Origin of the sequence: Maribacter aquimarinus, from assembly GCF_047345505.1 — a bacterium.
Lineage (GTDB): Bacteria > Bacteroidota > Bacteroidia > Flavobacteriales > Flavobacteriaceae > Maribacter.
The window spans coordinates 166,321-190,108 of the sequence record NZ_JBLFEO010000006.1 but is presented as its reverse complement, the minus strand read 5'-3'; the positions used below and the strand labels follow the sequence as shown (position 1 = coordinate 190,108).

The 23,788-nt window shown below is 50.3% G+C and carries 20 protein-coding genes; 9 read left to right on the top strand and 11 right to left on the bottom strand.

Going from position 1 to position 23,788, the window contains the following annotated elements; genetic code table 11:
• The first annotated feature begins 1 nt into the window (after position 1).
• The 9 genes from ACKWCC_RS06600 to ACKWCC_RS06560 all read left to right on the top strand — a co-directional run bounded on the left by ACKWCC_RS06600 (position 2) and on the right by ACKWCC_RS06560 (position 11,743).
• Positions 2 to 1,423, top strand: a complete 1,422-nt coding sequence (locus tag ACKWCC_RS06600; RefSeq protein ID WP_413995118.1) for an MBOAT family O-acyltransferase — start codon at positions 2 to 4, stop codon at positions 1,421 to 1,423.
• A 121-nt stretch (positions 1,424 to 1,544) separates the two neighbouring features.
• On the top strand, positions 1,545 to 2,333 hold the full coding sequence (locus ACKWCC_RS06595) for a hypothetical protein (protein WP_413995117.1): 789 nt from the start codon (positions 1,545 to 1,547) through the stop codon (positions 2,331 to 2,333).
• On the top strand, positions 2,330 to 3,457 hold the full coding sequence (locus ACKWCC_RS06590) for a glycosyltransferase family 4 protein (protein WP_413995116.1): 1,128 nt from the start codon (positions 2,330 to 2,332) through the stop codon (positions 3,455 to 3,457). The genes ACKWCC_RS06595 and ACKWCC_RS06590 overlap by 4 nt, the downstream gene beginning before the upstream one ends.
• Before the next feature lie 90 nt (positions 3,458 to 3,547).
• A complete protein-coding gene (locus ACKWCC_RS06585; protein ID WP_413995115.1) occupies positions 3,548 to 5,275 on the top strand; it encodes a GMC oxidoreductase in 1,728 nt (575 codons plus the stop codon).
• A 4-nt stretch (positions 5,276 to 5,279) separates the two neighbouring features.
• Complete coding sequence (locus tag ACKWCC_RS06580) at positions 5,280 to 6,746, top strand: oligosaccharide flippase family protein (RefSeq protein WP_413995114.1); 1,467 nt, start codon at positions 5,280 to 5,282, stop codon at positions 6,744 to 6,746.
• A gap of 58 nt (positions 6,747 to 6,804) precedes the next feature.
• Entirely contained in the window at positions 6,805 to 8,055 is a 1,251-nt protein-coding gene (locus ACKWCC_RS06575) for a glycosyltransferase family 4 protein (RefSeq protein WP_413995113.1), read from the top strand.
• 21 nt (positions 8,056 to 8,076) lie between these two features.
• Positions 8,077 to 9,321, top strand: a complete 1,245-nt coding sequence (locus ACKWCC_RS06570) for a glycosyltransferase family 4 protein (RefSeq protein ID WP_413995112.1) — start codon at positions 8,077 to 8,079, stop codon at positions 9,319 to 9,321.
• Between the two features lie 359 nt (positions 9,322 to 9,680).
• Complete coding sequence (locus ACKWCC_RS06565) at positions 9,681 to 10,499, top strand: hypothetical protein (RefSeq protein WP_413995111.1); 819 nt, start codon at positions 9,681 to 9,683, stop codon at positions 10,497 to 10,499.
• Positions 10,500 to 10,606: 107 nt separating this feature from the next.
• Positions 10,607 to 11,743, top strand: a complete 1,137-nt coding sequence (locus tag ACKWCC_RS06560; RefSeq protein WP_413995110.1) for a glycerate kinase — start codon at positions 10,607 to 10,609, stop codon at positions 11,741 to 11,743.
• Here the strand turns inward: ACKWCC_RS06560 and ACKWCC_RS06555 are convergent.
• From ACKWCC_RS06555 to fbaA, 11 genes are all read right to left on the bottom strand, one after another.
• Positions 11,730 to 12,716: a YpdA family putative bacillithiol disulfide reductase gene (locus tag ACKWCC_RS06555; RefSeq protein ID WP_413995109.1), complete on the bottom strand. Its 987-nt coding sequence runs from the start codon at positions 12,714 to 12,716 to the stop codon at positions 11,730 to 11,732. The two genes, ACKWCC_RS06560 and ACKWCC_RS06555, sit on opposite strands and share 14 nt — an antisense overlap.
• Complete coding sequence (gene rpe, locus ACKWCC_RS06550; protein ID WP_413995108.1) at positions 12,716 to 13,366, bottom strand: ribulose-phosphate 3-epimerase; 651 nt, start codon at positions 13,364 to 13,366, stop codon at positions 12,716 to 12,718. Before rpe ends, ACKWCC_RS06555 begins: the two co-directional genes overlap by 1 nt.
• A 71-nt stretch (positions 13,367 to 13,437) precedes the next feature.
• Positions 13,438 to 16,080 (bottom strand): c-type cytochrome, encoded by a 2,643-nt coding sequence (locus ACKWCC_RS06545; protein ID WP_413995107.1) that lies wholly within the window; start codon positions 16,078 to 16,080, stop codon positions 13,438 to 13,440.
• A gap of 92 nt (positions 16,081 to 16,172) precedes the next feature.
• Positions 16,173 to 16,757 (bottom strand): hypothetical protein, encoded by a 585-nt coding sequence (locus ACKWCC_RS06540; RefSeq protein WP_413995106.1) that lies wholly within the window; start codon positions 16,755 to 16,757, stop codon positions 16,173 to 16,175.
• Positions 16,758 to 16,797: 40 nt separating this feature from the next.
• Positions 16,798 to 17,262 carry a tRNA (cytidine(34)-2'-O)-methyltransferase gene (locus ACKWCC_RS06535; RefSeq protein WP_413995105.1) on the bottom strand — a complete coding sequence of 155 codons (465 nt, stop codon included), beginning with the start codon at positions 17,260 to 17,262 and terminating at the stop codon, positions 16,798 to 16,800.
• Entirely contained in the window at positions 17,253 to 17,492 is a 240-nt protein-coding gene (locus ACKWCC_RS06530) for a VF530 family protein (protein WP_413995104.1), read from the bottom strand. Before ACKWCC_RS06530 ends, ACKWCC_RS06535 begins: the two co-directional genes overlap by 10 nt.
• A 213-nt stretch (positions 17,493 to 17,705) precedes the next feature.
• Entirely contained in the window at positions 17,706 to 18,569 is an 864-nt protein-coding gene (locus ACKWCC_RS06525) for a sigma-70 family RNA polymerase sigma factor (RefSeq protein ID WP_094997794.1), read from the bottom strand.
• A gap of 246 nt (positions 18,570 to 18,815) precedes the next feature.
• The gene (locus ACKWCC_RS06520) at positions 18,816 to 21,029 is read right to left on the bottom strand and encodes a polyribonucleotide nucleotidyltransferase (protein WP_413995103.1); all 2,214 of its coding nucleotides are present in this window, start codon (positions 21,027 to 21,029) and stop codon (positions 18,816 to 18,818) included.
• A gap of 220 nt (positions 21,030 to 21,249) precedes the next feature.
• Positions 21,250 to 21,519, bottom strand: coding sequence for a 30S ribosomal protein S15 (gene rpsO / locus ACKWCC_RS06515; protein ID WP_413995102.1), 270 nt, complete (start codon positions 21,517 to 21,519; stop codon positions 21,250 to 21,252).
• Positions 21,520 to 21,747: 228 nt separating this feature from the next.
• Positions 21,748 to 22,641, bottom strand: a complete 894-nt coding sequence (gene accD / locus ACKWCC_RS06510; RefSeq protein ID WP_413995131.1) for an acetyl-CoA carboxylase, carboxyltransferase subunit beta — start codon at positions 22,639 to 22,641, stop codon at positions 21,748 to 21,750.
• 28 nt (positions 22,642 to 22,669) lie between these two features.
• Positions 22,670 to 23,737 carry a class II fructose-bisphosphate aldolase gene (gene fbaA, locus ACKWCC_RS06505; RefSeq protein WP_413995101.1) on the bottom strand — a complete coding sequence of 356 codons (1,068 nt, stop codon included), beginning with the start codon at positions 23,735 to 23,737 and terminating at the stop codon, positions 22,670 to 22,672.
• Positions 23,738 to 23,788: the final 51 nt, after the last annotated feature.

The following is a 23,788-nucleotide window of genomic DNA, read 5'->3' as shown; positions in this document are numbered from 1 at the left end:
AATGCTCTTTAACTCCTTTGGTTTTTTATTGTTTTTCCCATTGGTTTGTGTTTTGTACCATGGCATTGCGGCCAAGTACAGATGGCTGCTGCTGCTTTTGGCCAGTTACTATTTTTATATGAACTGGCAGCCGGTCTATGCCTTGCTCATATTTACGTCCACCTTGGTCACTTATGCCTGTGCCCTGCAGATGGAACGGGCGGTCCGTCAAGAACAGAAAAAGCGTTATTTAACGGCCAGCCTCATCATTAATCTGGGCATTCTCTTTTTATTTAAGTATTACAACTTTTTCAACACGGCCATTTTTGGATTTTTGGAGGACTTTGGCCTTAGAATGCACCTACCGGAGTTTGGGTTCTTGTTGCCCGTGGGCATTTCGTTCTATACGTTTCAGGCGGTGGGCTATACCATAGATGTGTACCGTGGCGATATAAAAGCAGAAAGACATCTTGGGATCTATGCGCTCTTTGTCTCGTTTTTTCCCCAATTGGTGGCGGGGCCCATTGAGCGCGCCAAAAACTTGCTGCCGCAATTTAGGCACCACGCCCCGTTCAATTACAACATGGCGGCCAGTGGGGTGCGACTTATGATATGGGGATATTTCATGAAAGTGGTGGTGGCCGATCGTTTGGCCATATATGTAAACGCCGTCTATGGTAATGTGGAGTACCACAGTTCCATGACCCTAATTACCGCCACTTTGTTCTTTGCCGTGCAGATCTATTGTGATTTTGCCGGGTACAGCAATATAGCCATTGGCAGTGCCAGAATCATGGGCTTTGATTTAATGACCAATTTTAAAAGACCCTATTTTGCACCTTCTTGTGCCGCCTTTTGGCAGCGTTGGCACATCTCATTGTCCACTTGGTTCAAGGACTATGTGTACATTCCCTTGGGAGGGAACAGAAATGGGAAGGTCAGGACCTACACCAACTTAATGCTCACTTTTCTGGTCAGTGGCCTTTGGCACGGTGCCAATTGGACTTTTGTTGTCTGGGGAGGTCTAAATGGAATATATCAAGTGCTGAACAAAGTCTTGCCCTTTGCGCCCAGTGGTAAAAGGGACGTGGTACCGGCCGGGATGAGATATGCGGGCAACGTGGCACTTACCTTTTTGCTCATTTGTTTTTCGTGGATCTTCTTTAGGGCCAATTCTTTTGATGATGCCTTGGTGGTGGTAACAAGAATGGTTACGGCCAAAGGGGAGCTCTTTATCGGAGAGAGAAGTTATTTCCTTTACGGGCTTTTGGGCATTGGCATCCTTTTTCTCAAGGACGCCCGGGACGAGTTTTTTCCAAATGCCAGAATCTTTTTTAAAAGTACATCCAAGCCTGTTCGTTATCTGTCCTATACCACGGTGGTGGTCTTGATCCTTTTGTTGGGGGTCTTTGATGGCGGACAGTTCATATATTTTCAGTTTTGAAATGCGAAAATTTATCTTAAATATACTATTTGGGGTTCTTCTGCTGGTTCTGGTGGATTTTGCTTTGGGGAGCCTTTTGCACAAGCTTTATTTTTCCCAAAAACAGGGAGAACACTCCCTAATGACCCACGCCTTGCAAGAGACCAAGGAAGATGTTTTGGTTTTTGGGTCCTCCAGGGCAAGAAACCACTATGTGCCCGAAGTGTTTGAGAAAGGGTTGAACACCTCTTTTTTCAATACGGGAAAGGATGGCAGTTATGTTTTTTACCAAACCGCCGTCTTAAAGGCCGTGTTAAAGCGGTACCGACCCAAGCTCATTGTCTATGATTTCTATGGCACCCTTTGTTACGATCAGCGGGACTATGATCGGCTTTCCGTGCTGTTGCCCTATTATAAAGAGCATCCAGAGATACGGGAAACCTTGCATTTAAGAGGGGCGTACGAACCCTACAAGAACGTATCGCGGCTCTATCCGTTCAACTCCACCGTGGCCATTGTGGCCAAAGGGCTGCTGCTAAACGACAGTGCCACTGACCAGGAAAAGGGCTACACGCCGGGGAAGGGGGCGTTCAAAAATGTGCCCAATCTTGAATTTAGGGAACCATGCCCACTGGACAACCAGAAAGTGGAGCACTTCAAAGCATTTTTAAGTCTGTGCCAAGCAGAAAAAGTACCTTTGGTGGTAGTGTTTTCGCCCGTAATACATGACAATTCGGACGATTTTATGGTACAGACCATAAAGGAAATCTGCGAGCGGCAGAACACGGATTTTTATGATTTCTCAAAACCAGAGGCATTCCCCAAGGAGAAGAAATATTTTGTGGACGACATTCACCTCAATGAAAGCGGTTCCAAGCTGTTTTCACAAAAGGTGGTGACCTTGATAAAGGATAAAAAACTTTTTGAATGAAACGGACCATCTTGTTTGGCATACCACCCAAAAACCATGTCAATTTGGCCATGGATGAAGTATATGGGCTCAGGGAACTGGGCTATGACTGCGAAACCATTGGCTACACCCGCAACAATGACCGGCTGAGCGTATTCAACAAATTAATGGGCGTGCTCTACAATGCCTTTGCCATTGTGGGAAGGCTGTACAAGGTACGGCCCCATGTCCTCTACCTAAATTCAAGGTTCGAGAAAATTGGGTGCACCAGGGATTTCATCACTATTCTCATCATTCGTCTGTTGTACTGGCGCAGGCTCAAAATTACCATTAAGACCCATGGTTCTGACCTCTACATCCTAACACAGAAATCCTTTTTCCTGAACCGTATGGTCATTCCCTACCTGCAAAAGGAGGTGGCCCTCTGGTTTTTTCTTTCGCAAGTGGAAAAAGACGAGATTGCAGCGGTGGCACCGCGTTTTGCAAAAAAGGTCTTTGTGACCTGTAACATCATAGACCCAAGAAGATCGGTGGCCTCTGGGCAGTTTCGTGAAAAATATGATCTGGACAAGGGCCGGTTCACCTTCTTTTTTGCGGGCCGAATGATTGCCGATAAAGGCATCTTTAACATTGTCAAGGCCATTTCCAGGTTTGCATCCAGAGATGAATGTCTTTTTCTGTTTGCGGGAGATGGCGAGGATTTTGGGGCGCTAAAGGAAGAAATAGAACGTTTGGGAATCAAAGAGCAGGTGCGGTTGTTGGGCTTTGTGCCCGAGAACGAGTGTGATCACTTTTTTGCCAATACCAATGCTCTGGTGTACCCTACCTGTTGTGATGAAGGTTTTGCCATGGCCCTGTTCAAGGCGGTGGCTTGCGGTATGCCTGTAATTACCACAAAAGTCAGGGCCGCCGCAGATCACCTAACGGAACCCGAGCATTGTCTTTGGGTCGATGGCAGGAGTGTGGACAGTATCCTCGCCGCAATGGAACAATTGTACCGGGACAAGGAACTCAGGGAGCAAATGGGCAAGAACAATGTTCTGTTGGGCCAAAAATTCTCCAGAAAGGTCGTGGCCCAACAAATGTGCAATGATTTCAACACATTATTTTTGGAAGAAGACGGCATTACGCTTAGGCAAGTGTAATACCGGGACGGATTTATGGGGTTATCTGGCCGATTCCCTCCATTTTATACACCTGTGACATAGGGACAAAAACGCAAGAGAGCCGTTTTTGTGAACCAAGAAGAAAACGCAATGATCATCAATACCAATGAGATTCGGAATGGCCAAATTATGGTGGCAGACGTCTGTATCATAGGCAGTGGTGCCGCCGGTATTGCCATTGCCCTACAGTTTATCGGTACGTCCAAACGGGTGGTGGTGCTCACTGGTGGCAAAAGGAGGGAAACCCTAAAAAACAGGTCTTTGTACAAAGGCGTGGTTGAGCCAAAGGGCACGCATGAAGATCTCAGGGAAAAACGCAGAAGGGCCTATGGTGGGTCCACACTGGATTGGGGCGGCCGCTGTATCCCCTTTGATGCCATTGACTTTGAAAAAAGGGATCATGTCCCATTTAGTGGCTGGCCCATTGACTATGATGAGGTGGCCAAACATTATCCCCGGGCCATGGCGCTCTGCAAGGCCGGCGAGTTCAATTTCAAGGCCCCGACCACCTTTCCCAACACCCCAAAAGAGATCTTAACGGGCCTGGACAATGAAGACATCCATTCCAATGCACTGGAGCGTTGGAGCACTCCCGTGAATTTTGCCAAGGACTATGGGAAAGAGCTGGCAGCGGCCCCGAACATCAAGGTTTTGGTCAATGCCCACGCCACCGGTATAGACACGGCAGAGCGTAAATCTTCCGTTTCCGCCATTTCTGCCCGGGCAGGGGAAAAGGATTTTGAGGTGGTGGCGCACCACTATGTGCTGGCAGCGGGCGCCATTGAAAATGCCCGTATTTTATTGGCCTCCAAAAATGGGCACCACCCCAACGGCATCGGTAATGAAAAGGACGTGGTGGGCCGGTACTATATGTGCCACCACGATGGCTTTTTTGGTGCCGTGGCACCAAAGGACCGCAAAAGTATCCTGTACGATTTTGAGACGGACAAGGACGGTGTTGGTTGCCGCAGACGTTGGGTAATTACCGCAAAGGCCCAACGGGAAAGGAAAATGGGCAATGCAGTGATGTTTCTGCACAGTCTCCATAACGATGAAAAAGAGCAAGATCCGCTCTTCTCTTTGATATCCACCGTAAAATGGCTGCGAAACTTTATCACCCCAAGAACGGGAGAAACGCGTTTGGCACTATGGAAAAATGACAAAAAGATGCTTCTATGGCACCTTAAAGTGGTGCTTTCCAAGATATGGGGCCAGTTGCCCCAGTTGATCCATTTGTCCGGTTTACGATTTAAAAAGAGGCGGCTCCCCTTTATCCTGAAATCGGTGAACAGTGAACAATTGGGATTGTATTTCCAGACAGAACAGGTGCCACATCCAGATAGTCGCATTACCTTGGCGCCGGATCGGGTGGATGCCCACGGGATGCCCTTGGCCAAGGTGCAGATGGCCTTCAATGACATGGATGTTAAAACGGTGGTAGAAAGCTATCTTCTCTTTAAGGAACAATATCTCAAAAATGTGGAAGGGGAGATCCACGTTGATTTGAAAGCGCTGGACCAATTTGTTCGGGACTCTTTCAACAATTTTAGTTCGGGCTCGCACCAAATGGGCACCACCAGAATGGCCGCCGATGACAACTTTGGGGTGGTCAATGCAGATTGCAGGGTGCACGGTATGGAAAACCTTTACGTGGCCGGGGCCTCTGTGTTTCCAACCGGCAGCCACGCCAATCCCACCTTGACCATCGTGGCCCTTGCCCTGCGTTTGGCAGAACATCTCATTGAAACGGACCCCGTGACGCGTTCCAAAAACCAAAACCAGCAAGTACTCAGTTAAAAGAATGGGCCTAGACTTTAAATCAAAAATCGTTAAGAACAGCATGTGGGGCCTCACGGGGAGCCTGGTGCAGAACGTTCTCCTGAGCCTGTTCTATGTCCTTGTGGCCAGATTCTACGAGGTAGCGGACTTTGCCCAATACGTCATTGCCAATTCCCTCTACCAGATGATCGTGGCCTTTTCTGCAATGGGCCTAGGGCAGTGGTTCATAAGGGAAGTGGTGAAGGTGTCGGACAAGAACGCGCTGGTGGCCAAGTTCATGAAGATGCAGGTCTTCTTTGGGCTTTTCTTTTTTATGGTCAACCTCATTCTGGCCTTTGCGCTCTATCAAGATACCACGGTGCGCATATTATCGCTTCTCTTTGCGGTAAACATTGTTTTTGACAATATCATTTACTCCATTAAGAGCATCAACATTGCGCAGTATGCCCAAGAAAAAACGGTTAAAGTGCTTACCATTGAGGCACTGGCAAAATTCTCGTTGGCCTGCTTTCTCTACCTGTACCCCATTTCCATTTTCAGCTTGGTCATCGTCATGGTGGCCATACGTTTTCTGACCTTGAACCTCTTTTTGCGCATAGGGGCTGCAGAGGGCATAGTGCTCACGGGCTTTTGGAAAGCCGATCTTCCCTTTGCCTATGTACGCGATGTGCTGCACAAGTACTGGCCCTTTGCGGTCATTGGAAGCTTGTACGTGGTCTATTGGAGAAGTGCCGCTTTGATCATTTCAAAATTTCTTCCGTTAAAAGATGTGGTGCACTTTGAGAATTCCTTCAAAATCTTTACGGTGGCCACCTTGGTGCCCATGGTGGTCAGTACTACCTTGCTGCCAAAATTTGTGTCCCTGATCATGGACAATAAGATGGATGAGTTAAAGTCCATGTACCAAAAAATATTCCTGTTCCTTATGGGATATGGACTTTTGGCATTTACATTTACCTATTCCTTTGCGGCCGATCTGCTTCCCTGGATTTTTGGGGAGAAATATGCAGATACGGCACTTTACGCCAAAGAAATGTTCTTTACCCTCCTGGTGTTTCCCACGGCCTTGTTGCAAGCCAATATCCTAATTGCGATGAAACTGGAAAAGCTGGACATGTGGTTTAACCTGAACAGTGTCCTGATCAATACCCTTTTGTGCATTGTGGGACTTTATTTTTATGAGTCGCTCTCCGTGGTAAATTATAGCATTTTGGTGTCCTTTATAATCTTTCATCTGTCACAAGATGTGGTATTGTACAGACGGGACGTAATTGGTGGGCGGCATATCATACTGTTCATGGGGGTGTCCGTGTTTTTGGTGTTGGGTTATATGGCCCTTTCCGGGGTTGTTTGGGCATGGTACCTATTTCCATTGTTTTGGTTGGTGGTGGGCGGTACCGGTTACTTTGTCTTTCGGGGCATGGAAACACCACGGATGGAAGAAATGCCCTTGCCCAACGGTAATGGGAAACCATCAAAAAATCCTTAATGGTACAGCAACCCTCTAAATTTAATTTTACAAAAAGGCCCAAAAAGATAAAGCATACATGAAGATCATATATTGTACAGAGGTGTATTATTTGGACAACGCCCTGGAGCAAGTGAAGCTCTTGGCCGGTGCCGGCCATGAGGTGCACTTATTGGTGGAACTGTCCCCAAAACAGTTAAAAGCCAATATCCTGCACATTGAGGCCCAGTTGGAAGAATACCCGCCGTTGATCCCATTTGCCAGTGTGGAAAAGCAATGGGGGCTGGAGTATTTGGTTGAATTTGCATCCCAATTGGGCAGCTTCCATTTTTGTTGTTATCCTTCCAAAAAGGTGTTGCCCACACTTAAGGTGGGCAAGGCCATAAAGAAGTTTATACGTGCCATAAGGCCAGATTTTATCCATTTGGATGATTTTTCTTCCAGACAATTGTTTCTTTTACCGTTTTTTTATGGGAGAAAAAAGAAACTGGTGCTCAATGTGCACGATCCGGAAGTACACTCCGGAGAGTTCCGGTTGCTGCCCTATATGTACAGGTTTGCCCTGTACCGCATGATAAGCACTTTTGTTGTGTTCTCAGAACACAGTAAAACCTCGTTGCAGAGACAATTGGGCCGCAACAAAAAAGTGGTGGACATTAAATTGTTGCCCTATACCGTATATCGGAGCTTCTCCCGTAATTCAGAGATGGGTGCTGGGGAACACATTGGTTTTTTTGGCCGTATCTCCCCATACAAGGGCGTTGAGATTTTTGTGGATGCCATTGCCATTGTGCACCGTGAAAGACCTGATGTGCAGTTTCATATTGGCGGAAAAACGATTGCAAATTATCAACCCGATTTTCTGGGTCTGGATCTACCCAATGTCACCATTGAGAACAAATTCCTTACCAATGCGGAAATTGTGGACATCATCCAAAAATCAAAACTCATTGTGTGCCCGTACCTGGATGCCACCCAAAGCGGTGTGATCATGACGGCCTATGCCATGAACTGTCCTGTGTTGGTCTCCAATGTGGGCGGTTTGCCCGAGTACGTGGACCACGGAAAGACAGGGATGGTGCTGGAAGAGAACAGCCCGGAGGCCCTGGCCAAGACCCTATTGCAACTGGTGGAGGACAAGGAATGTGAGCAGTGGTCCGCAAACCTGTCCCAAGGGGCCTATTACCGATCTCTTTACCAATACAATTTAAAAGGGATGGATCTCATTTATCAGACGACCGGGCACATCAATGATTTGAAGAAAACAAAGCGCAGAAGTGCAATGGGGCCGCCAAAGCCCGTGGGACAAACCCGCAGGGATGACCTTTAAACCTAGTACCGAGCAAAGCAAATGATGCAAAAAAAGACCATATTGTTAAGTGCTTACGCCTGTTCCCCCATCAAAGGATCTGAGGAGGGCAGGGGTTGGAACTGGGCCGTGGGACTGGCAGAGCTCGGGTACACTGTTTATTGCATGACCAATTTCGAAGATCGGGAACACATACTTGCCCACCATCAAGAGACGGGCCTGAGCAATTTGCACTTTGTCTTTGTGAACCTTCCCTTTGGTCTTGATCGGTTGCTTTTCGATCCCTCGGGAAAAACCGTTTATCTGCATTATTGGCTCTGGAAGCGAAAGGCCAGCAAGATGGCCAAAAAACTGCATGCAAAGTATCGTTTTGATGTGGCCCACCACGCCACCTATGGAAGTTTGCAGCAAGGTTCTGCCCTCTATGATGTAGAGGACTGTAAAATTATTTTTGGGCCTGTGGGCGGGGGGCAAATGGCACTCCCCATTTTTAAAGGGTATTTTGGAAAAGCTTGGATAACGGAACTTTTAAGACAACGGGTGTCCAATTTTATGCTAAGGAGCAGTACCGGTCTCAAAAAGACCATACAGCGCGCCGCCGTTATTGTGAGCACCAATCAAGAGACCAAGGCTCTGTTGGAAAAACATTATGATGAAGCCCGGGAGAAAAGCCACTTGGCCACAATGTATCCCATTCCAAAAATGTACAATGCCCTTCCCTATACCGATCGGGGCGAAGAACATAAAAAGCTGAACATTATTTGGATCGGTAGGCTGCTGCCCAGAAAAGGGCTTAACCTTACCCTGCACGCCCTTTCTTTATTGCCAGATTCGGTGCCCTTTGAACTGACCGTGGTGGGCGATGGCAGGCATAACCACCAGATAGACACCTGGTCCAGGGAATATGGACTGGACAAGAACAAGTTGAACCTTGTGGGCAAAATACCTTATAGTGAGGTGGCCCGTTATTACAAAGAGGCAGATGTGATGTTGTTCTGTTCCTTGCGGGACACCTTGGGCATACAGATCATGGAAGCCATGGCCCACAGCCTGCCCTTGGTAGTGCTCAATATAAGCGGGGCGCGGAATCTGGTGCCCGAGGCTTGCGCCATAAAAATTGATCCCACCGAAACCCCGGGAACGGCAGAGGCCATTGCAAACGCCATTGAAACCTTACAGAAAAACCCCGGGTTGCGAAAAAAAATGGCCAAGGCTTCCCACGCCCACGCTATGCGCAATACTTGGGAAAAAGTGATACTCGATTTTACCCAGCGCCATTACGAATAGTGGCCGTTGGACTGTGAACGGAGCCTTAAGGCCACTGCCGGCCCATTTGGGGCAACGTTTCGCCACAGTACACCCTTAATAATGGGAGGTTTAGGTCAATCACGTATCATTTATCACATTCAAGCGTCATGACTACCAATAGAAAGACCATTCGCCCGGGTTTTTTCATATCCGCTCGGGCTGTGGAAATCCAGATTGTCCCTTTTTTCGTATGGTCGGGCTGCCCATCTGCCCAATGGAATGATTTATTTGCCTATTTTGCGAATATGCTTTTTGGAAACTTACAGAGTATGGTTACCGGGAGAACATTTTTATATCCTTTACTTATCCTAGCTGTCACGGGATACCTTAGCGCACAGGTGAAAATTGGGGATGCCCCTGAAGAGATCGATGCAGGTTCCTTGCTGGAACTGGAGAGCACGTCCAAGACTTTGGTGCTCACCCGGGTGAACAATGCACAGATGCAGGCTTTGGAGCCGTTGCCCGGAGCTTTGGTGTACAATACGGACCGCCAATGTGCCTTTGTTTTCAATGGGGCGCAATGGAACAGTTTGTGCCAGGAAGGGGCCGGGCTTACCCTTGAGGACAATGGGGACGGTACCTATTCGTTCGTGAACGCCAACGGTGGTACCAGTACCTTTAACGGGGCACCGGAAACAGAGACCATCCTCACTGACAATGGAGATGGCACTTATGACTATACCAATGAGAACGGTGTTACCACTACCATAACTGGCGGTACGGCACTTGAAGGGAGAGAGGGTTCGGTCTTTTTTGCCAAAGAGGACGGTGCCCCCACTGAAGACAACGCCAACCTGCATTGGGACGCTGCTGCCAATGCCTTGGGCCTGGGCACGGCAGTGCCCAATTCCACTCTTCACGTAAATGGGTCCATGACCACCAACTTTACATTTATGGGGGGGAGCGATCTAGGTGTCAACGAACAACACCATACCGTACTCATCAACGATCCGCCCTCTGGAGACGTCAATTTCTTCTTGCCCGATGCCGGTGGGGCCACGGGCCGCATATACATCATTAAAAAACTTCCCGGCATCAACTTGAACATTAATCCGGGCTACTACGATGAAGCGTCACAATTTGTGAGGGTACTACCGCCCAGGGAAAACATTTTATGGCTTCAGAGCAATGGTTTTTCGTGGGAGAAGATAAATTGATGCAGGAATCCACCGTATCAGCCATTCAATCAGGTAAGGCCCGTTTTCATCTTACCTTTGCCGTAGGCCATTCGCCTCACTTTTGGTTAACTTTATGGTTCTAACTTATGGGGATAACGTTTTTATTGGCACCGGACAAGTTTAAGGGCTCCCTTGACGGCTTTATGTTTTGCAAAGCGGTAAAAGAAGGGATTTCCATGGTTTATCCTGATGCCGTGTATGTTGAAAAACCTCTTGCCGATGGTGGGGATGGCACTTTGGATGCAGTTGCGGGGCACTTTAAGGGAAGTTGGGTAAACGTTGAGGTGTTTGATCCATTATTTAGAAAAATCAACACAAATTATCTGTATTGCCCGGAAGAGCACTTGGCCTTTATTGAACTGTCCAAAGCATCTGGATACCGCCTGTTGCGTGCGTCTGAACGCAATTGCATGCACACTACCAGCTATGGAACGGGGCAACTCATTGCGCACGCCCTGGAAATGGGTGCCACCCAAATTGTTTTGGGCATTGGCGGCAGTGCCACAAACGATGGCGGTATGGGCATCGCGGCGGCTTTGGGCTATGTTTTCTATGACGCACGTGGCCGGGAATTGCAAGCCGTGGGCAAGAACTTGCGCCATATTTCCCATATCTCGGACCAAAAATGCCATCCTAAATTGGCCAATAGCACCATAAAAGTGGCTTGTGATGTCTTGGCGCCGTTGTACGGCCCTGATGGCGCAGCCCACGTTTACGCCCCCCAAAAGGGGGCTTCCCAAGAAGAGGTGCACGCTTTGGATTTGGGCCTGCGCCACTTGGCCAATTTGGTAATGGACCGTTATGGACTGGATCTTCAGAAAGCACAGGGTGCCGGTGCGGCAGGAGGTATCGGTGGCGGTATGATGGCTTTTTGTAATGCCAGCCTGCACCCAGGCATCGATCTGGTAAAGGAATTGGTTCATTTCAATGAGGCTCTCAACGGGGTAGATTGGGTCATATCTGGCGAGGGGCGCCTGGATGAACAGACCTTACAGGGAAAAACCCTGGCCGGGGTGATGCAATCTGCATGCGAAAAAGGGGTGCCCGTGGCCGCATTTTGCGGAGAGGTTCTGCTCAGCGCGGAACAACAGCGCAAATGGGGACTTGATTATGCCGTTTCCATTCTAAAAAAAGTGGGCTCCATGGAACAGGCCAAGGAAGACGCTTACAACAACTTGGTGTTTGCCGCACATAACTTTGTGTCCCTGCTCAAGAAGCCTTAAGGGATCGGTGGGTGTGAAGGTGCTCCATAATGCGCTTGGCGTGCACCCTGGAATTTTCAATGAACCATTTATGCGTTTCCATACCGCCGCAGATCACCCCCGCCAAAAAAATTCCCGCCACATTGGTTTCCATGGTGTCGGGGTCATAAACGGGCCGTTTTTTTTCATCATGGGAAAAGGCAATGCCCATCTGTTCTAGAAAGTCAAAATTGGGCGTGTACCCCGTTAGGGCCAGTACAAAATCGTTGGAAAGCACTTGTTCCCCTTTTGGGGTGTTTAAAAGGAGCTCGTTTTCCTTTACTTCCTTTATGGTGGTGTTGTAGTGCGCGGTGATGCTGCCTTCCTCAATACGGTTAATGATGTCTGGCCGCACCCAATACTTAACGCGCTGGCCCACTTCCTTTCCCCTGATGACCAGGTCCACCTTGGCGCCTTTTCGCCAACATTCCAGCGCGGCATCCACGGCCGAGTTGCTGGCTCCCACCACCGCCACTTTCTGGCCGGCATAAAAATGCGGGTCCTTGTAGTAGTGGCTTACCTTGGGCAGCTCTTCGCCCGGTACGTTCAGCAGGTTCGGAAGGTCATAAAACCCGGTGGCCACAACAATGTTCTGGGCCATGTACCGGGCTTTGTCCGTTTTTATCTTAAAGGTGTTCCCCTCTTTTTCCGTGTGCAACACCTTTTCAAAAAGATGCATGTTAAGGTCATTGTTGGTCACAATCCGCCTGTAATACTCCAGGGCCTCGTCCCTTTTGGGTTTTGCCTCTTTGCTAATGAAGGGAATATGGTCTATTTCCAATTTTTCCGATGAGGAGAAGAATTGCATGTTCACCGGGTAGTTGAAGAGGGAATTCACAATGGGCCCCTTTTCAAAAATAACATAGGAGAGCCCTTTTTTCTTGGCCTCCAGGCCACAGGCAATGCCAATGGGTCCGCCGCCAATGATCGCTACGTCAAAGGGTTTTTGCTCCATTACTTTTTCAAGTCATTTATGGTGTCTTCCGGATGTGCGCTATTGAACACAAAACTGCCGGCAACCAGCACATTGGCCCCTGCAGCCACAAGTGCCTTGGCATTGTCCGCGTTTACCCCGCCATCTATCTCAATGAGGGTGTTGGCCCCTTTTCTTTCAATGAGCTGTCTTGCCGTCCGTACCTTCTCAAAAGTGTTCTCTATGAAAGACTGCCCACCAAAGCCCGGATTAACGCTCATGATCAGGAGCACGTCCACGTCCTTGATGATTTCTTCCATAAGGGCGACCGGGGTATGTGGGTTCAGGGCCACGCCCGTCTTCATTCCGGTTGCCCTTATGGCCTGTAGCGTGCGGTGCAAATGCGTGCACGCCTCATAGTGCACCGTTAAGACGGAAGATCCCAGATCGGCAAAGGTTTGGACGTAGCGATCGGGATCCACGATCATCAGGTGCACGTCCAAAGGTTTGCGGGCGTGCTTTGCTATGGCCTTTAGCACGGGCATTCCGTAAGATATGTTGGGGACGAACACCCCATCCATAACATCAATATGGTGCCAATCTGCAGTACTGCGTTCCACCATTTCCACATCGCGCTGTAAATTTCCAAAATCGGCAGCGAGGAGCGATGGGGCAATTTTTACCTTGTTCATAATCCTAATTTGCCATTGTACTGCAAAAATAAGGATTAAGCTATAGCTTCGCCGTTTCTGGCAGTGGCTATTTATTGGTTTTTTGTGTAAACCTCGTGTGTGGCATCGCCCCCGGCCTGGACGTAGGCAAAAAGGTTGCGTATTTCATTTTCATTGAGCCGGTTCAACAGGCCAGCGGGCATTGGGGAAATGGGGGACAGGCCCCGCTCTGCAACTTCTTCTGGATTCAGGGTAACCGTGTAGTTCTCGTTGAAGGGGTTGGGCATTAAGACAATCCCATCCGCACCCTCCGATTTTATTCTGCCCGCCAGTTTTTTGCCATCTTTCATCGTGAAAAGCGTATTGGCGTACTGATCGGAAATATCTTCGTTGGGGCTGTAAATGGCATAAAGGAGGTCTCCGCGGCCAAATTTGGTGTGCACTTGCGTCAGGTCGGGCCCGGAGGCACCGCCTTCGCCCCTCATTCTATGGCAAACAATGCACATGCCCGCGGCAAAGGCTCTTTTGCCGGCCTCAAAAGAGGGTTCGGTCCCGGGGGAGCCCCAGACAATGCTGCCCATATCGTCTCCGCTGTAGTTGCCGCCAGGGCCAATGGGCTCCGGTAGATCAGCTATGTCGGTGGCGGGGCTGTACACGCCCGAGAGTTCTTGATAATGCGTTCTTTCCGCTTCTGGAACCTGGGCCAGGGCCCGTTGGCGCACATCTTCCATATAGGCCTTGAAGCTCCTGCCGCCCTTGCTGTCCAGTACATCAAAATACCAAGAGAAGTAATCTTCGCGCAAGGCATTGGTCCACCCTTTTGTGGCGTTGCTCAGGAGCATCCCGTAGAAGATGGCTTCACTTGGGGGCATCTGGGCAATGACCTCCCGGATAAGGGGGCCGTACTGTTCACTTCTCAAGGTGGTCTCTTCACTGAGCAGGGACGCTTCCTCGCCCACGGTGCCCTGCTGGGTATGGTGTTGCAGTTGTTGCACCAGCCGATCAAGGATACCGGGCGCATCCGCATAGAGCAGCAGTTGGGCCAGCTCCCTGTTAATGGCCCTGTTCTTGCCCGGGAAATGTGGGCCCAATTTTTCAACAAGGTTCTTTTTGTGGGCCGTCCCGGGATCGCCCATCCGTATAAAGCTCAGGGAACAGGCCCTTAAAAAATCCAGCTGTTCCCTATCTTTTAGCTCCTGGAAAGGAATGCCCTGAAGAACCGTCAGCAAATCTTGCTTTTCTGCCGGTGTCCCGCTCCGGGCCAGGGCAATGGAGGCTTCGATCTGTTTTGTGGGAGCGGCTTCCCTTTGCCATCTTTCTTTCCAGAGGGCGTAGGGTTGGTGTTCCAGCACAAGGCGTGCGGCATAGCGTATGAACCGGTCTTCATGATCTAGATGCTGCCAAGCCAATGCGATGGCGTTTTTATTGGGCTCACCGCTGTGGTGGGCTTCCAATGATCTGCGAAGTTCCCTCAGTGCCTTGCCTTCTTCATTTCCCGTAGGTGCCGTTGGCTCCAAATGCCCTTTGTAATGCAGGCGGTACAACCGTGAGTCCAGTCCTCTTCCGCCAGTGGCAAAATAAAGGTGGCCGTCCTCTCCGGCCACCATATCGGTAAGGGGCAGGGGAGCGCCCGAAAAAAACTCTTTGCGACTGGCCCCATAGGAGCTTCCCTGGGGCTCAAGGTCTATATGGTACACGGTGCCAAAGCTCCAGTCCATGACAAAGAGACCGTTTTGGTATTCAGGGGGAAAATGAAGTGCCGCCCCGGGCAACACGGCCGTGGGAGACCCTTGTTCCAGATTGTGTACGGCCGGCAAGTTGTCCGGATAGTACGCGGGCCATTTGCCCGATCCGGTGCGCCACCCATATTCGCTACCGCTGGTCACGTGGCATATCCGGGTGGGGCGGTACCAAGGCATGCCTATGTCCCACTCCATGTCCGAATCATAGGTAAAGAGTTCCCCATCCGGATTAAAGGCAAGGTCAAACGGGTTTCTGTATCCTGCCGATACCAGTTCCCAATGGGATCCGTCCGGGGTAAATTTGGCGATCCAACCTCCCGGGGCCTTGATGTCGGTGGCGTGGCCACGGGCATCCAGAAAAGGGGCGAAGAGATTGTCCTCTCCCCAATGCAGTGGCACGCGGCTGCTTTTTTTTATTTGTTCCGGTACCAAGGTATGGTTGCCCGCAATAAAATAAATCTCTTTCCCGTCTGGAGAGGGCACCAGGCTGTGCGGGCCGTGCTCTCCGCTGCCCTCGAGCCTCAGTAGCATCTCCACTTGGTCCAAGCTGCCATCCCCTGTGGTGTCTGTAAGCTTATAGATGCCGCTACCGTAGCTTTCCCCGGTGGTTTGCCCTCCGTTGTCCCAGTTTTTGTTCACGGCCACATAGAGGGCGTTATGGGCCCAAAGCAAGCCCTGCGCGGCACCGATGTTCAGGGCAAGGGGAACAACGTCATCGGGTGTCATTTTGCCACTCAGCTCCGGCAATTTTATATGATAGAGCTTCCCCCTTTGGTCGCTCGCGTACAGCGTGTTGCCCGGTGCGGCGGCCAGGGCCACCCAGGATCCCTGCCCAACGGCACTGGGATGGTGCAATTGCTCCAGTGCAAAATTGTCCGGCAGCTGGAAGCGCACAGGCTCCTCGTTTTCCTTGGAGGTGGTTTCCGTGGATCGGCCGCAAGAAAAAAGCAGGAAAATGGAAAAGATCAGGGCAAAGGGGCTGCGTTGTAACATCTTAGGCAAGATTTTTCCCTCAAAAATAGGGAAAAGTTGCTTCGTCCCATCATTGTGCCCCCTAAAATGCAAGAACCCGGGCGCAAAAGGGTTTAAGGCTCTTGAAAAGCCTGTTTGCCAAACTTGTAGCCCAGGCGCAGTTGTACGCGTATCACGGCATCGGTGGTCTGCTCTTCCGTAAAGAACAATTCGTGCACGTCCACGCCGACCCCAAGACCAAGTTCATAATTTAGCCGATAACTTATATTGCGCTGAAACCCCCAAGTGGGCACCAAAAAGAAACCTCCGTCAATAGTGGCCCCATCATGGGGCGAAAGCTTAAAAAAGGTGGGAATGTACAGTAAGCCCACGGCTGCGTAGTTACTGCTATTGTGAAAGTAGTTGAGGCTATTGCCCTGTCTCTTTCGGGAATTATAATACCATTTTGGGGTCAGTGAAAGGGTGGGCACAAAGACGGGATAGTCTATGGCACCTATGAGGCCACTGGCCACGGGGGCCTCGAAACCAACTTCTGATCGTAGCGCCCAATTGGGGGCCATTTTGGACTCATTGTGCAGCCATGCCCCAAAAAAGCCCACCTGTACCGCGTTTATGCTCTCATCCACTACCTGTGCCATAAGTTGTCCTGAAAACAGGAGGCCCAGCAAGGCGCCAATGGTATGTTTTTTTAGGTTCACAAGGTCGGTGTTCCCAAGGGAAAACGCATAAAAAATAGTTTTAGTACCTGGGGAGGGACAGTTGCCTTAGCCCTTCGTACAGTACAATGCCCACGGAATTGCCCAGATTCAAACTGCGTATGTGCGTTCCGTGCATGGGTATTTTATAACAGTGGTCCGGGTGCTGCCCCGTGAGTTCCCTGGGCAGGCCAACGGACTCCTTGCCAAAGACCAGGAAATGATTTTGGCTAAAGGTCAGGTCCCAATGGGTCTTGGTGGCGTGACTGCTGAAAAACGCAAAAGACTGTTCTTGATGTTGCTCAAAGAAGGTGTGGGTGTCCTCGTAGCGCGTCAGGGAAATGTGCGGCCAATAGTCCAGACCGGCCCTTTTCAGTCGTTTGTTGTCCAGGTCAAATCCCAACGGCCCCACCAGGTGAAGGTGACTGTTGGTGGCCAGGGCCAGGCGGCCTATGTTGCCGGTGTTGTTTGGGATTTCGGGCTCAATGAGCACAATGTTCAACGGCATGGTCTTTTAATGGATTGTAGGTACAGATATTCCACCTTTTTTCTGGCCCAGGGGGTTTTCCGCAAGAATTTTAAGGACGATTTTATGGAGGGATCCTTTTTAAAACAGTTGATGTTCACCTGTCCCGCCAAGTCTTCCCAACTGTATTTGGAGGTCAGGTATTCCAAGATATCTTGGAGTTTTACCCCGTGCAGTGGGTTGTTGGGCTGTTCTTTTTCCGGTTTTTCCATGCATCGTTTTTTTATGGGCCATGTTCTTGTCCCAAGGTCATTGGTTTTGCCTGCCCACGGGAAGGTACCAATGAAAAACTCCGGTAATCAGCCGGAGTTCATTCATCAATCAAAAAACGAACAGTCATGATAAACTGTTGTCAGGTTTAAAATTACAATTAATATGCCATATTTGCAATGGGCCGCAAAAGATGGCCTGAAATTAAAGGGCGATCAGCCCAAATAGGTTTTTAAAATCTTGCTTCTGGAGGTGTGTTTCAATCTCCTAATGGCCTTTTCCTTGATCTGGCGCACGCGCTCGCGGGTCAGGTCAAAGGTTTCCCCAATCTCTTCCAAGGTCATGGAGTGCTGTCCTGCCAGGCCAAAGTAAAGGCGAATCACGTCCGCTTCCCTTGGGGTAAGGGTTTCCAGGGCACGCTCAATTTCGGTTCGCAAGGATTCGTGCAGCAGTTCCTTGTCCGGGTTTGGAGATTCGCCGCTGCGCAGCACATCGTACAGGTTGCTGTCCTCCCCATCGATCAGGGGCGCGTCCATGGATACATGCCTTCCGGAATTCTTGAGGGATTGCTTTACGTCTTCCACGGTCATGTCCAGTTCCTTGGCTATTTCCTCGGCAGAGGGAATGCGCTCGTGGGCCTGCTCCAAAAAGGCAAAGGTTTTGTTGATCTTGTTTATGGACCCGATTTTGTTCAAGGGGAGGCGCACAATACGCGATTGTTCTGCCAAGGCCTGCAGAATGGATTGGCGGATCCACCATACGGCGTAGGAGATGAACTTGAATCCCCTGGTTTCATCAAAACGTTGGGCGGCCTTGATCAGGCCAAGGTTGCCCTCGTTGATCAAATCCGGTAAGGTAAGTCCTTGGTTTTGGTACTGCTTGGCCACGGACACCACGAATCTCAGGTTGGCCTTTGTCAGTTTTTCAAGAGCGATCTGGTCGCCTGCCTTGATGCGTTGTGCCAACTCCACTTCTTCATCTGCGGTAATCAAGTCCACCTTGCCAATTTCCTGCAAGTACTTGTCCAAAGAGGCGGTCTCCCTATTGGTGACCTGTTTTGTGATCTTAAGCTGTCTCATTCAAGAAAATTAAGTTTAAGTCGCATAGACTGCATATACTTATACGTTGAAATCTTTGAAATGTTACAATGGCACCCAAAAAAGTGCCTTTTTTATCGATGGAGCGCAAAAAAAGCCCCGGCAACGGGCCGGGGCTTTCATCTTAATTTCGGTAAAAACACACTTTACATCTTGCCCAATGGCAGCATCTTGGTGTTTTTTATGCCCCCCCCCCCCTTTGGGTAAAAAGGGGTAGGGTCAATACATTTAGTCCCTTCTCGGCTTGCGGTCCCTGTTGTCCCGTCCTCGCCGATCATCGCGTCTTTTGTTGTCTCGCGGCGGCCGTTCCTGATAGCCTTCGGGTTTGGGGAGCAGGGCTTTTCGGGAAACCTTTTCCTTTCGGGTCCTTGGGTCGGTGCCCATGTACTGTACTTCAAACTCGTCTCCCATGTTCACCACGTCCGAAACGTTTTCGGTGCGTTCCCAGGCCAGTTCGGATACATGCAACAGGGTCTCGTTTCCTGGGGCGTCCAAGTATTCCACCACTGCGCCAAAATCCAACATTTTGATCACTTTGACCTTGTAGGTCTCGTGCAATTTTGGTTTGAACATAAGGGAATCTATCTTGGCCAGTACGGCGTCTATGCCATTTTGGTCAGTGCCCAAAATTTCCACAATGCCTTCCTCGGTCACCGGATCTTCATTGATCACAATGGTGGTCTTGGTCTCTTTCTGCAGTTCTTGGATCACTTTGCCGCCGGGGCCGATCAGCGCTCCAATGAACTCGTTTGGAATAACCGTGGTCACCATCTTGGGTGCATGGGGCTTTACGTCTTCCCGCGGTGCGGCAATGGTGTCCACCAACTTGCCCAGGATATGCAAACGTCCGTCCCGTGCCTGTTTCAAGGCCTTTACCAAAATTTCATAGGAAAGTCCTTTTACCTTGATGTCCATTTGGCAGGCCGTGATGCCATCTGCGGTACCGGTTACCTTAAAGTCCATGTCGCCCAAGTGATCTTCATCGCCCAAGATATCGGACAGTACGGCGTACTTCCCGGAATCGGCATCGGAGATCAAGCCCATGGCAATCCCGGAAACGGGCTTCTTCAGTTGCACGCCGGCATCCATCAGGGCCATGGTGCCCGAACAAACGGTGGCCATGGAAGAGGAGCCGTTGGATTCCAGCACCTCGGATACCACGCGCACGGTGTAGGGGCAGTCTTCGGGGATCATGCCCTTGAGCGCCCTTTGGGCCAGGTTTCCGTGTCCTATCTCCCTTCTGGAGGTACCGCGAATGGGGCGTGCCTCACCGGTACAGAACGGGGGAAAGTTGTAGTGCAGGTAAAAGGTCTCCTCGCCTTCGTAAGAGGGCATGTCTATCTGGTTGGCCTCCCTTGAGGTGCCCAGGGTCACTGTGGCCAGGGCCTGTGTCTCCCCACGGGTAAATAGGGAAGAACCATGGGTGGAGGGCAAATAATCCACCTCGCACCAGATGGGACGGATCTCATCTGTCTTTCTTCCATCCAAGCGCATTCCTTCGTTAAGGGTAAGGTCGCGCACTGCGGCCTTTTCCGCCTTGCGGTAGTACTCGGAGATCAAATCGCCCTTTTCCTCGAGTTCTTCTTCAGAGAACCCGGATTTAATATCTTCCTTGATGGCGGCAAAGGCCTCGGCGCGTTCGTGTTTTGCAGAGCCTTTCTTGGCCACCTCATACACGCGGTCATAGGCCAGCTCGTGTATTTTCTTTTCCAGGTCCTGGTCGTCTTCCCCTTGCTCGTACTCCCGTACCTCTTTTCTTCCAAAGGCATCGGCCAACCTCATTTGGGCATCGATCTGTTTCTTGATGGCCTCGTGGGCAAATTGTATGGCTTCCACCATTTCCTCTTCGGAGATCTCGTCCATTTCACCTTCCACCATCATTACGGAATCTGCAGAGGCACCAATGATCATGTCAATATCGCTCTCCAACAACTGGGACCGGCTTGGGTTAATGATGAACTCCCCGTTCACGCGGCCCACCCGGGCTTCGGAAATGGCACATTCAAACGGAAAGTCGGACAGCTGTATGGCTGCCGAAGCGGCTAGCCCCGCCATGGCATCGGGCATCACGTCCTCGTCGTGGGACATGAGCTGGATCATTACCTGGGTCTCGGCGTGGTAGTCTTTAGGGAACAGGGGGCGCAGTACGCGATCCACCAGGCGCATGGTAAGTACCTCTCCATCACTGGGGCGGGCCTCCCGTTTAAAGAAGCCTCCGGGATACCTGCCCGAGGCGGCAAATTTTTCGCGGTAATCCACGGTCAATGGCAAAAACGGCAAATCCTTTTGCTCGTAATTGGATACCACGGTACACAATAACATACATTTTCCGGACTGCACCACTACGGAGCCATGGGCCTGCTTGGCCAGTTTGCCGGTCTCGATGGAGATTTCGCGTCCATCCCCAAGGTCAATGACCTCTCTAAAAACTTTTGGAATCATACAATTGATTTTTACCCGAACCATATCGGGATTTTGTTAAACAATGGTCTCCCCGTCCATTTCGGTTGGTCGGGGGGGGTGTTGTGTGTTGTGTTTGTGCCCGGGCACTGACCAATGAAAAACTACGTGCAGCTTTTTGTGTTGTCTCTGTATTTGGATCCCCGAAACTTGGGATGATCATAAAAAGAAAGGGATAGCGCACTATCCCTTTCTAGGTATTTTATTTTCTGATGCCCAATTCCTTGATGAGCTCCCTGTACTTTACAATGTCATTTTTGATCATATAGTCCAACAGACTTCTGCGCTTGCCCACCAATCTTACCAGGGAGCGCTCGGTGTTAAAGTCTTTGTGGTTTCTTCTCAAATGTTCGGAAAGGTGGTTGATCCTGTACGTGAACAGGGCGATCTGGCCTTCCGTGCTTCCGGTATTGCCTTCCGCACCGCCGTATTTCTTAAAGATTTCGGCTTTCTTTTCTTTGGTTAAATACATTCCAATATTGTTTTAAATGATTTTTATGTATCCGTTCTCCTGGTCCCCGCCGTTGTACAGGGCCTTTTTGAAACAGGCCGCAAAGATATCATTATTTTTCTTATATCTGGAGAAGGGCCACTAGAAAATTGAACCTAAGGGTTGCCTGGATGGCCCGTGCGCCTCCAGTCCCGTTTTTCCGGTCCCCGCCCCGGGGGGGCAAAGATTTGGTGGGCGCTCCCCAGCGGCCTAGGCCGATGCCTGTTCCCCCTCTTTGGGCGCCTCTTTTCTCAGCGGATGGTTCTGTATAAGGTCCAGATAAAGGTTGATGTTCTTTTTGAGGTCCCTGCGGTGGGTAATGAAGTCCAAAAAACCATGCTCCAACAGAAACTCACTGGTCTGGAAATCTTCCGGGAGGTCTTTGCCCGTGGTGTCCTTTACAATTCTGGGCCCGGCAAAACCGATCAGCGCCCCTGGTTCTGCAATGTTGATGTCCCCGAGCATGGCGTAGGATGCCGTGGTGCCTCCCGTGGTGGGATCGGTACATAAGGAGATGTAGGGCAGGCCGGCTTCTGCCAACTGGGCCAGTTTAACCGAGGTCTTTGCCAGTTGCATCAGGGAGAGGGCCGCCTCCATCATCCGGGCGCCACCGCTCTTGGATATCATCACAAAGGGCAGTTTCTTTTTTATGGCGTGGTCAATGCCCCTGGCGATCTTTTCGCCCACCACACTGCCCATGGAGCCACCAATGAAGCCAAAGTCCATGCAGCAGACCACCAGCTCCTTGCCCATGGACTTGCCCACAGCGGTGCGCACGGCATCCTTGAGCCCCGTTTTCTTTTGGGCCGCCTTTAAGCGATCCGCATATTTTTTGGTGTCCTCGAACCTCAAGGGGTCCTTGGAGGTCATTTTGGCGTCCAGTTCCTTGAATTTGTTGTCATCGAACAAAATCTCAAAATACTCTTTGCTTCCAATGCGCACGTGGTAGTCGTCCTCCGGGCTCACATAAAAGTTCTTGGCCAGATCTTCGGATTCCACGATCTTTCCCGTGGGCGATTTGTACCAGAGTCCCTTTGGGGTGTCCTTTTTTTCCTCCGTGGAGGTCTGTATTCCCTTCTCCTTGCGTTTGAACCAAGCCGTCATGTCGTCCATATTTGGTTTTTAATGCCGTCTAAAGGGTGTTTACGTTGTTCAAATCCTCAAACGCTTTTTTCAAGCGCTCAATAAAGGCGGTCTCGCCGTGGCGCAACCACACCCTTGGGTCGTAGAATTTTTTGTTGGGCTCGTCCGCTCCCTTGGGGTTGCCTATTTGCGACTGTAGGAAGTCTTTGTTGTCCTGTATGTAGTCCCTAACGCCACAGAGAAAGGCGTATTGCAGGTCGGTGTCAATGTTCATTTTTATGACCCCGTAGCTAATGCCCTCCCGGATTTCCGCTACCGTGGAACCCGATCCGCCGTGAAAGACAAAATCAATGTGGTTGTGCCCCACGCCATATTTCTTGGAGACGTATTCTTGGGAGTTTTTCAAGATTTTTGGGGTGAGCTTCACGTTGCCCGGTTTGTACACGCCGTGCACGTTGCCAAAGGCGGCCGCGATGGTGAACCTATGGCTTACCTTGCTCAGTTCTTCGTAGGCATATGCCACTTCCTCTGGTTGGGTGTACAGCTTGGAATCGTCCACATCGGAGTTGTCCACCCCATCTTCCTCTCCACCGGTTATGCCCAATTCTATTTCCAGGGTCATCCCTATTTTGGCCATTCTTTCCAAATAGGTCTTGCAAAGGGCTATGTTCTCTTCCAAGGGCTCTTCGGAGAGGTCGATCATGTGAGAGCTAAAGAGCGATGTTCCGTGTTCCTTGTAGTGCTGTTCGCTGGCCTCCAGGAGACCGTCTATCCAGGGCAACAATTTCTTGGCGCAATGGTCCGTGTGCAGTATCACGGTGGCCCCGTAGGCCTTGGCCAATTGGTGCACGTGCTTTGCCCCTGCAATGGCTCCCTGTACCGCCGCGTTCTGCCCCTCGTTGGAAAGGCCTTTCCCCGCATTGAACTGGGCGCCACCGTTGGAGAACTGTAAGATTACGGGCGCGTTTAGGCTGGCTGCGGTCTCCAAGACCCCGTTTATGGTGTTGGAACCGATCACGTTCACGGCGGGCAGGGCATATCCGTTTTCCTTGGCATGCTTAAAAATTGCCTGTACTTCATCTCCTGTTGCCACGCCGGGTTTAATGTTGTGCGCCATATTTTTTAATTTAAATGTGTTGGGTTGTTTTCTGTTTTGGGGAACAAAAGT

What these genes read in the sequence shown, in the direction of transcription:
- rpsO (WP_413995102.1), bottom strand. Translation starts at nt 21,519, where the DNA reads ATGTATTTAACCAAAGAAAAGAAAGCCGAAATCTTTAAGAAATACGGC.
- ACKWCC_RS06580 (WP_413995114.1), top strand. Translation starts at nt 5,280, where the DNA reads ATGGGCCTAGACTTTAAATCAAAAATCGTTAAGAACAGCATGTGGGGC.
- ACKWCC_RS06590 (WP_413995116.1), top strand. Translation starts at nt 2,330, where the DNA reads ATGAAACGGACCATCTTGTTTGGCATACCACCCAAAAACCATGTCAAT.
- ACKWCC_RS06525 (WP_094997794.1), bottom strand. Translation starts at nt 18,569, where the DNA reads ATGAGACAGCTTAAGATCACAAAACAGGTCACCAATAGGGAGACCGCC.
- ACKWCC_RS06535 (WP_413995105.1), bottom strand. Translation starts at nt 17,262, where the DNA reads ATGCCGTTGAACATTGTGCTCATTGAGCCCGAAATCCCAAACAACACC.
- ACKWCC_RS06555 (WP_413995109.1), bottom strand. Translation starts at nt 12,716, where the DNA reads ATGGAGCAAAAACCCTTTGACGTAGCGATCATTGGCGGCGGACCCATT.
- ACKWCC_RS06530 (WP_413995104.1), bottom strand. Translation starts at nt 17,492, where the DNA reads ATGGAAAAACCGGAAAAAGAACAGCCCAACAACCCACTGCACGGGGTA.
- rpe (WP_413995108.1), bottom strand. Translation starts at nt 13,366, where the DNA reads ATGAACAAGGTAAAAATTGCCCCATCGCTCCTCGCTGCCGATTTTGGA.
- ACKWCC_RS06545 (WP_413995107.1), bottom strand. Translation starts at nt 16,080, where the DNA reads ATGTTACAACGCAGCCCCTTTGCCCTGATCTTTTCCATTTTCCTGCTT.
- ACKWCC_RS06560 (WP_413995110.1), top strand. Translation starts at nt 10,607, where the DNA reads ATGGGGATAACGTTTTTATTGGCACCGGACAAGTTTAAGGGCTCCCTT.
- ACKWCC_RS06520 (WP_413995103.1), bottom strand. Translation starts at nt 21,029, where the DNA reads ATGATTCCAAAAGTTTTTAGAGAGGTCATTGACCTTGGGGATGGACGC.
- ACKWCC_RS06570 (WP_413995112.1), top strand. Translation starts at nt 8,077, where the DNA reads ATGATGCAAAAAAAGACCATATTGTTAAGTGCTTACGCCTGTTCCCCC.
- ACKWCC_RS06595 (WP_413995117.1), top strand. Translation starts at nt 1,545, where the DNA reads ATGACCCACGCCTTGCAAGAGACCAAGGAAGATGTTTTGGTTTTTGGG.
- accD (WP_413995131.1), bottom strand. Translation starts at nt 22,641, where the DNA reads ATGACGGCTTGGTTCAAACGCAAGGAGAAGGGAATACAGACCTCCACG.
- fbaA (WP_413995101.1), bottom strand. Translation starts at nt 23,737, where the DNA reads ATGGCGCACAACATTAAACCCGGCGTGGCAACAGGAGATGAAGTACAG.
- ACKWCC_RS06575 (WP_413995113.1), top strand. Translation starts at nt 6,805, where the DNA reads ATGAAGATCATATATTGTACAGAGGTGTATTATTTGGACAACGCCCTG.
- ACKWCC_RS06600 (WP_413995118.1), top strand. Translation starts at nt 2, where the DNA reads ATGCTCTTTAACTCCTTTGGTTTTTTATTGTTTTTCCCATTGGTTTGT.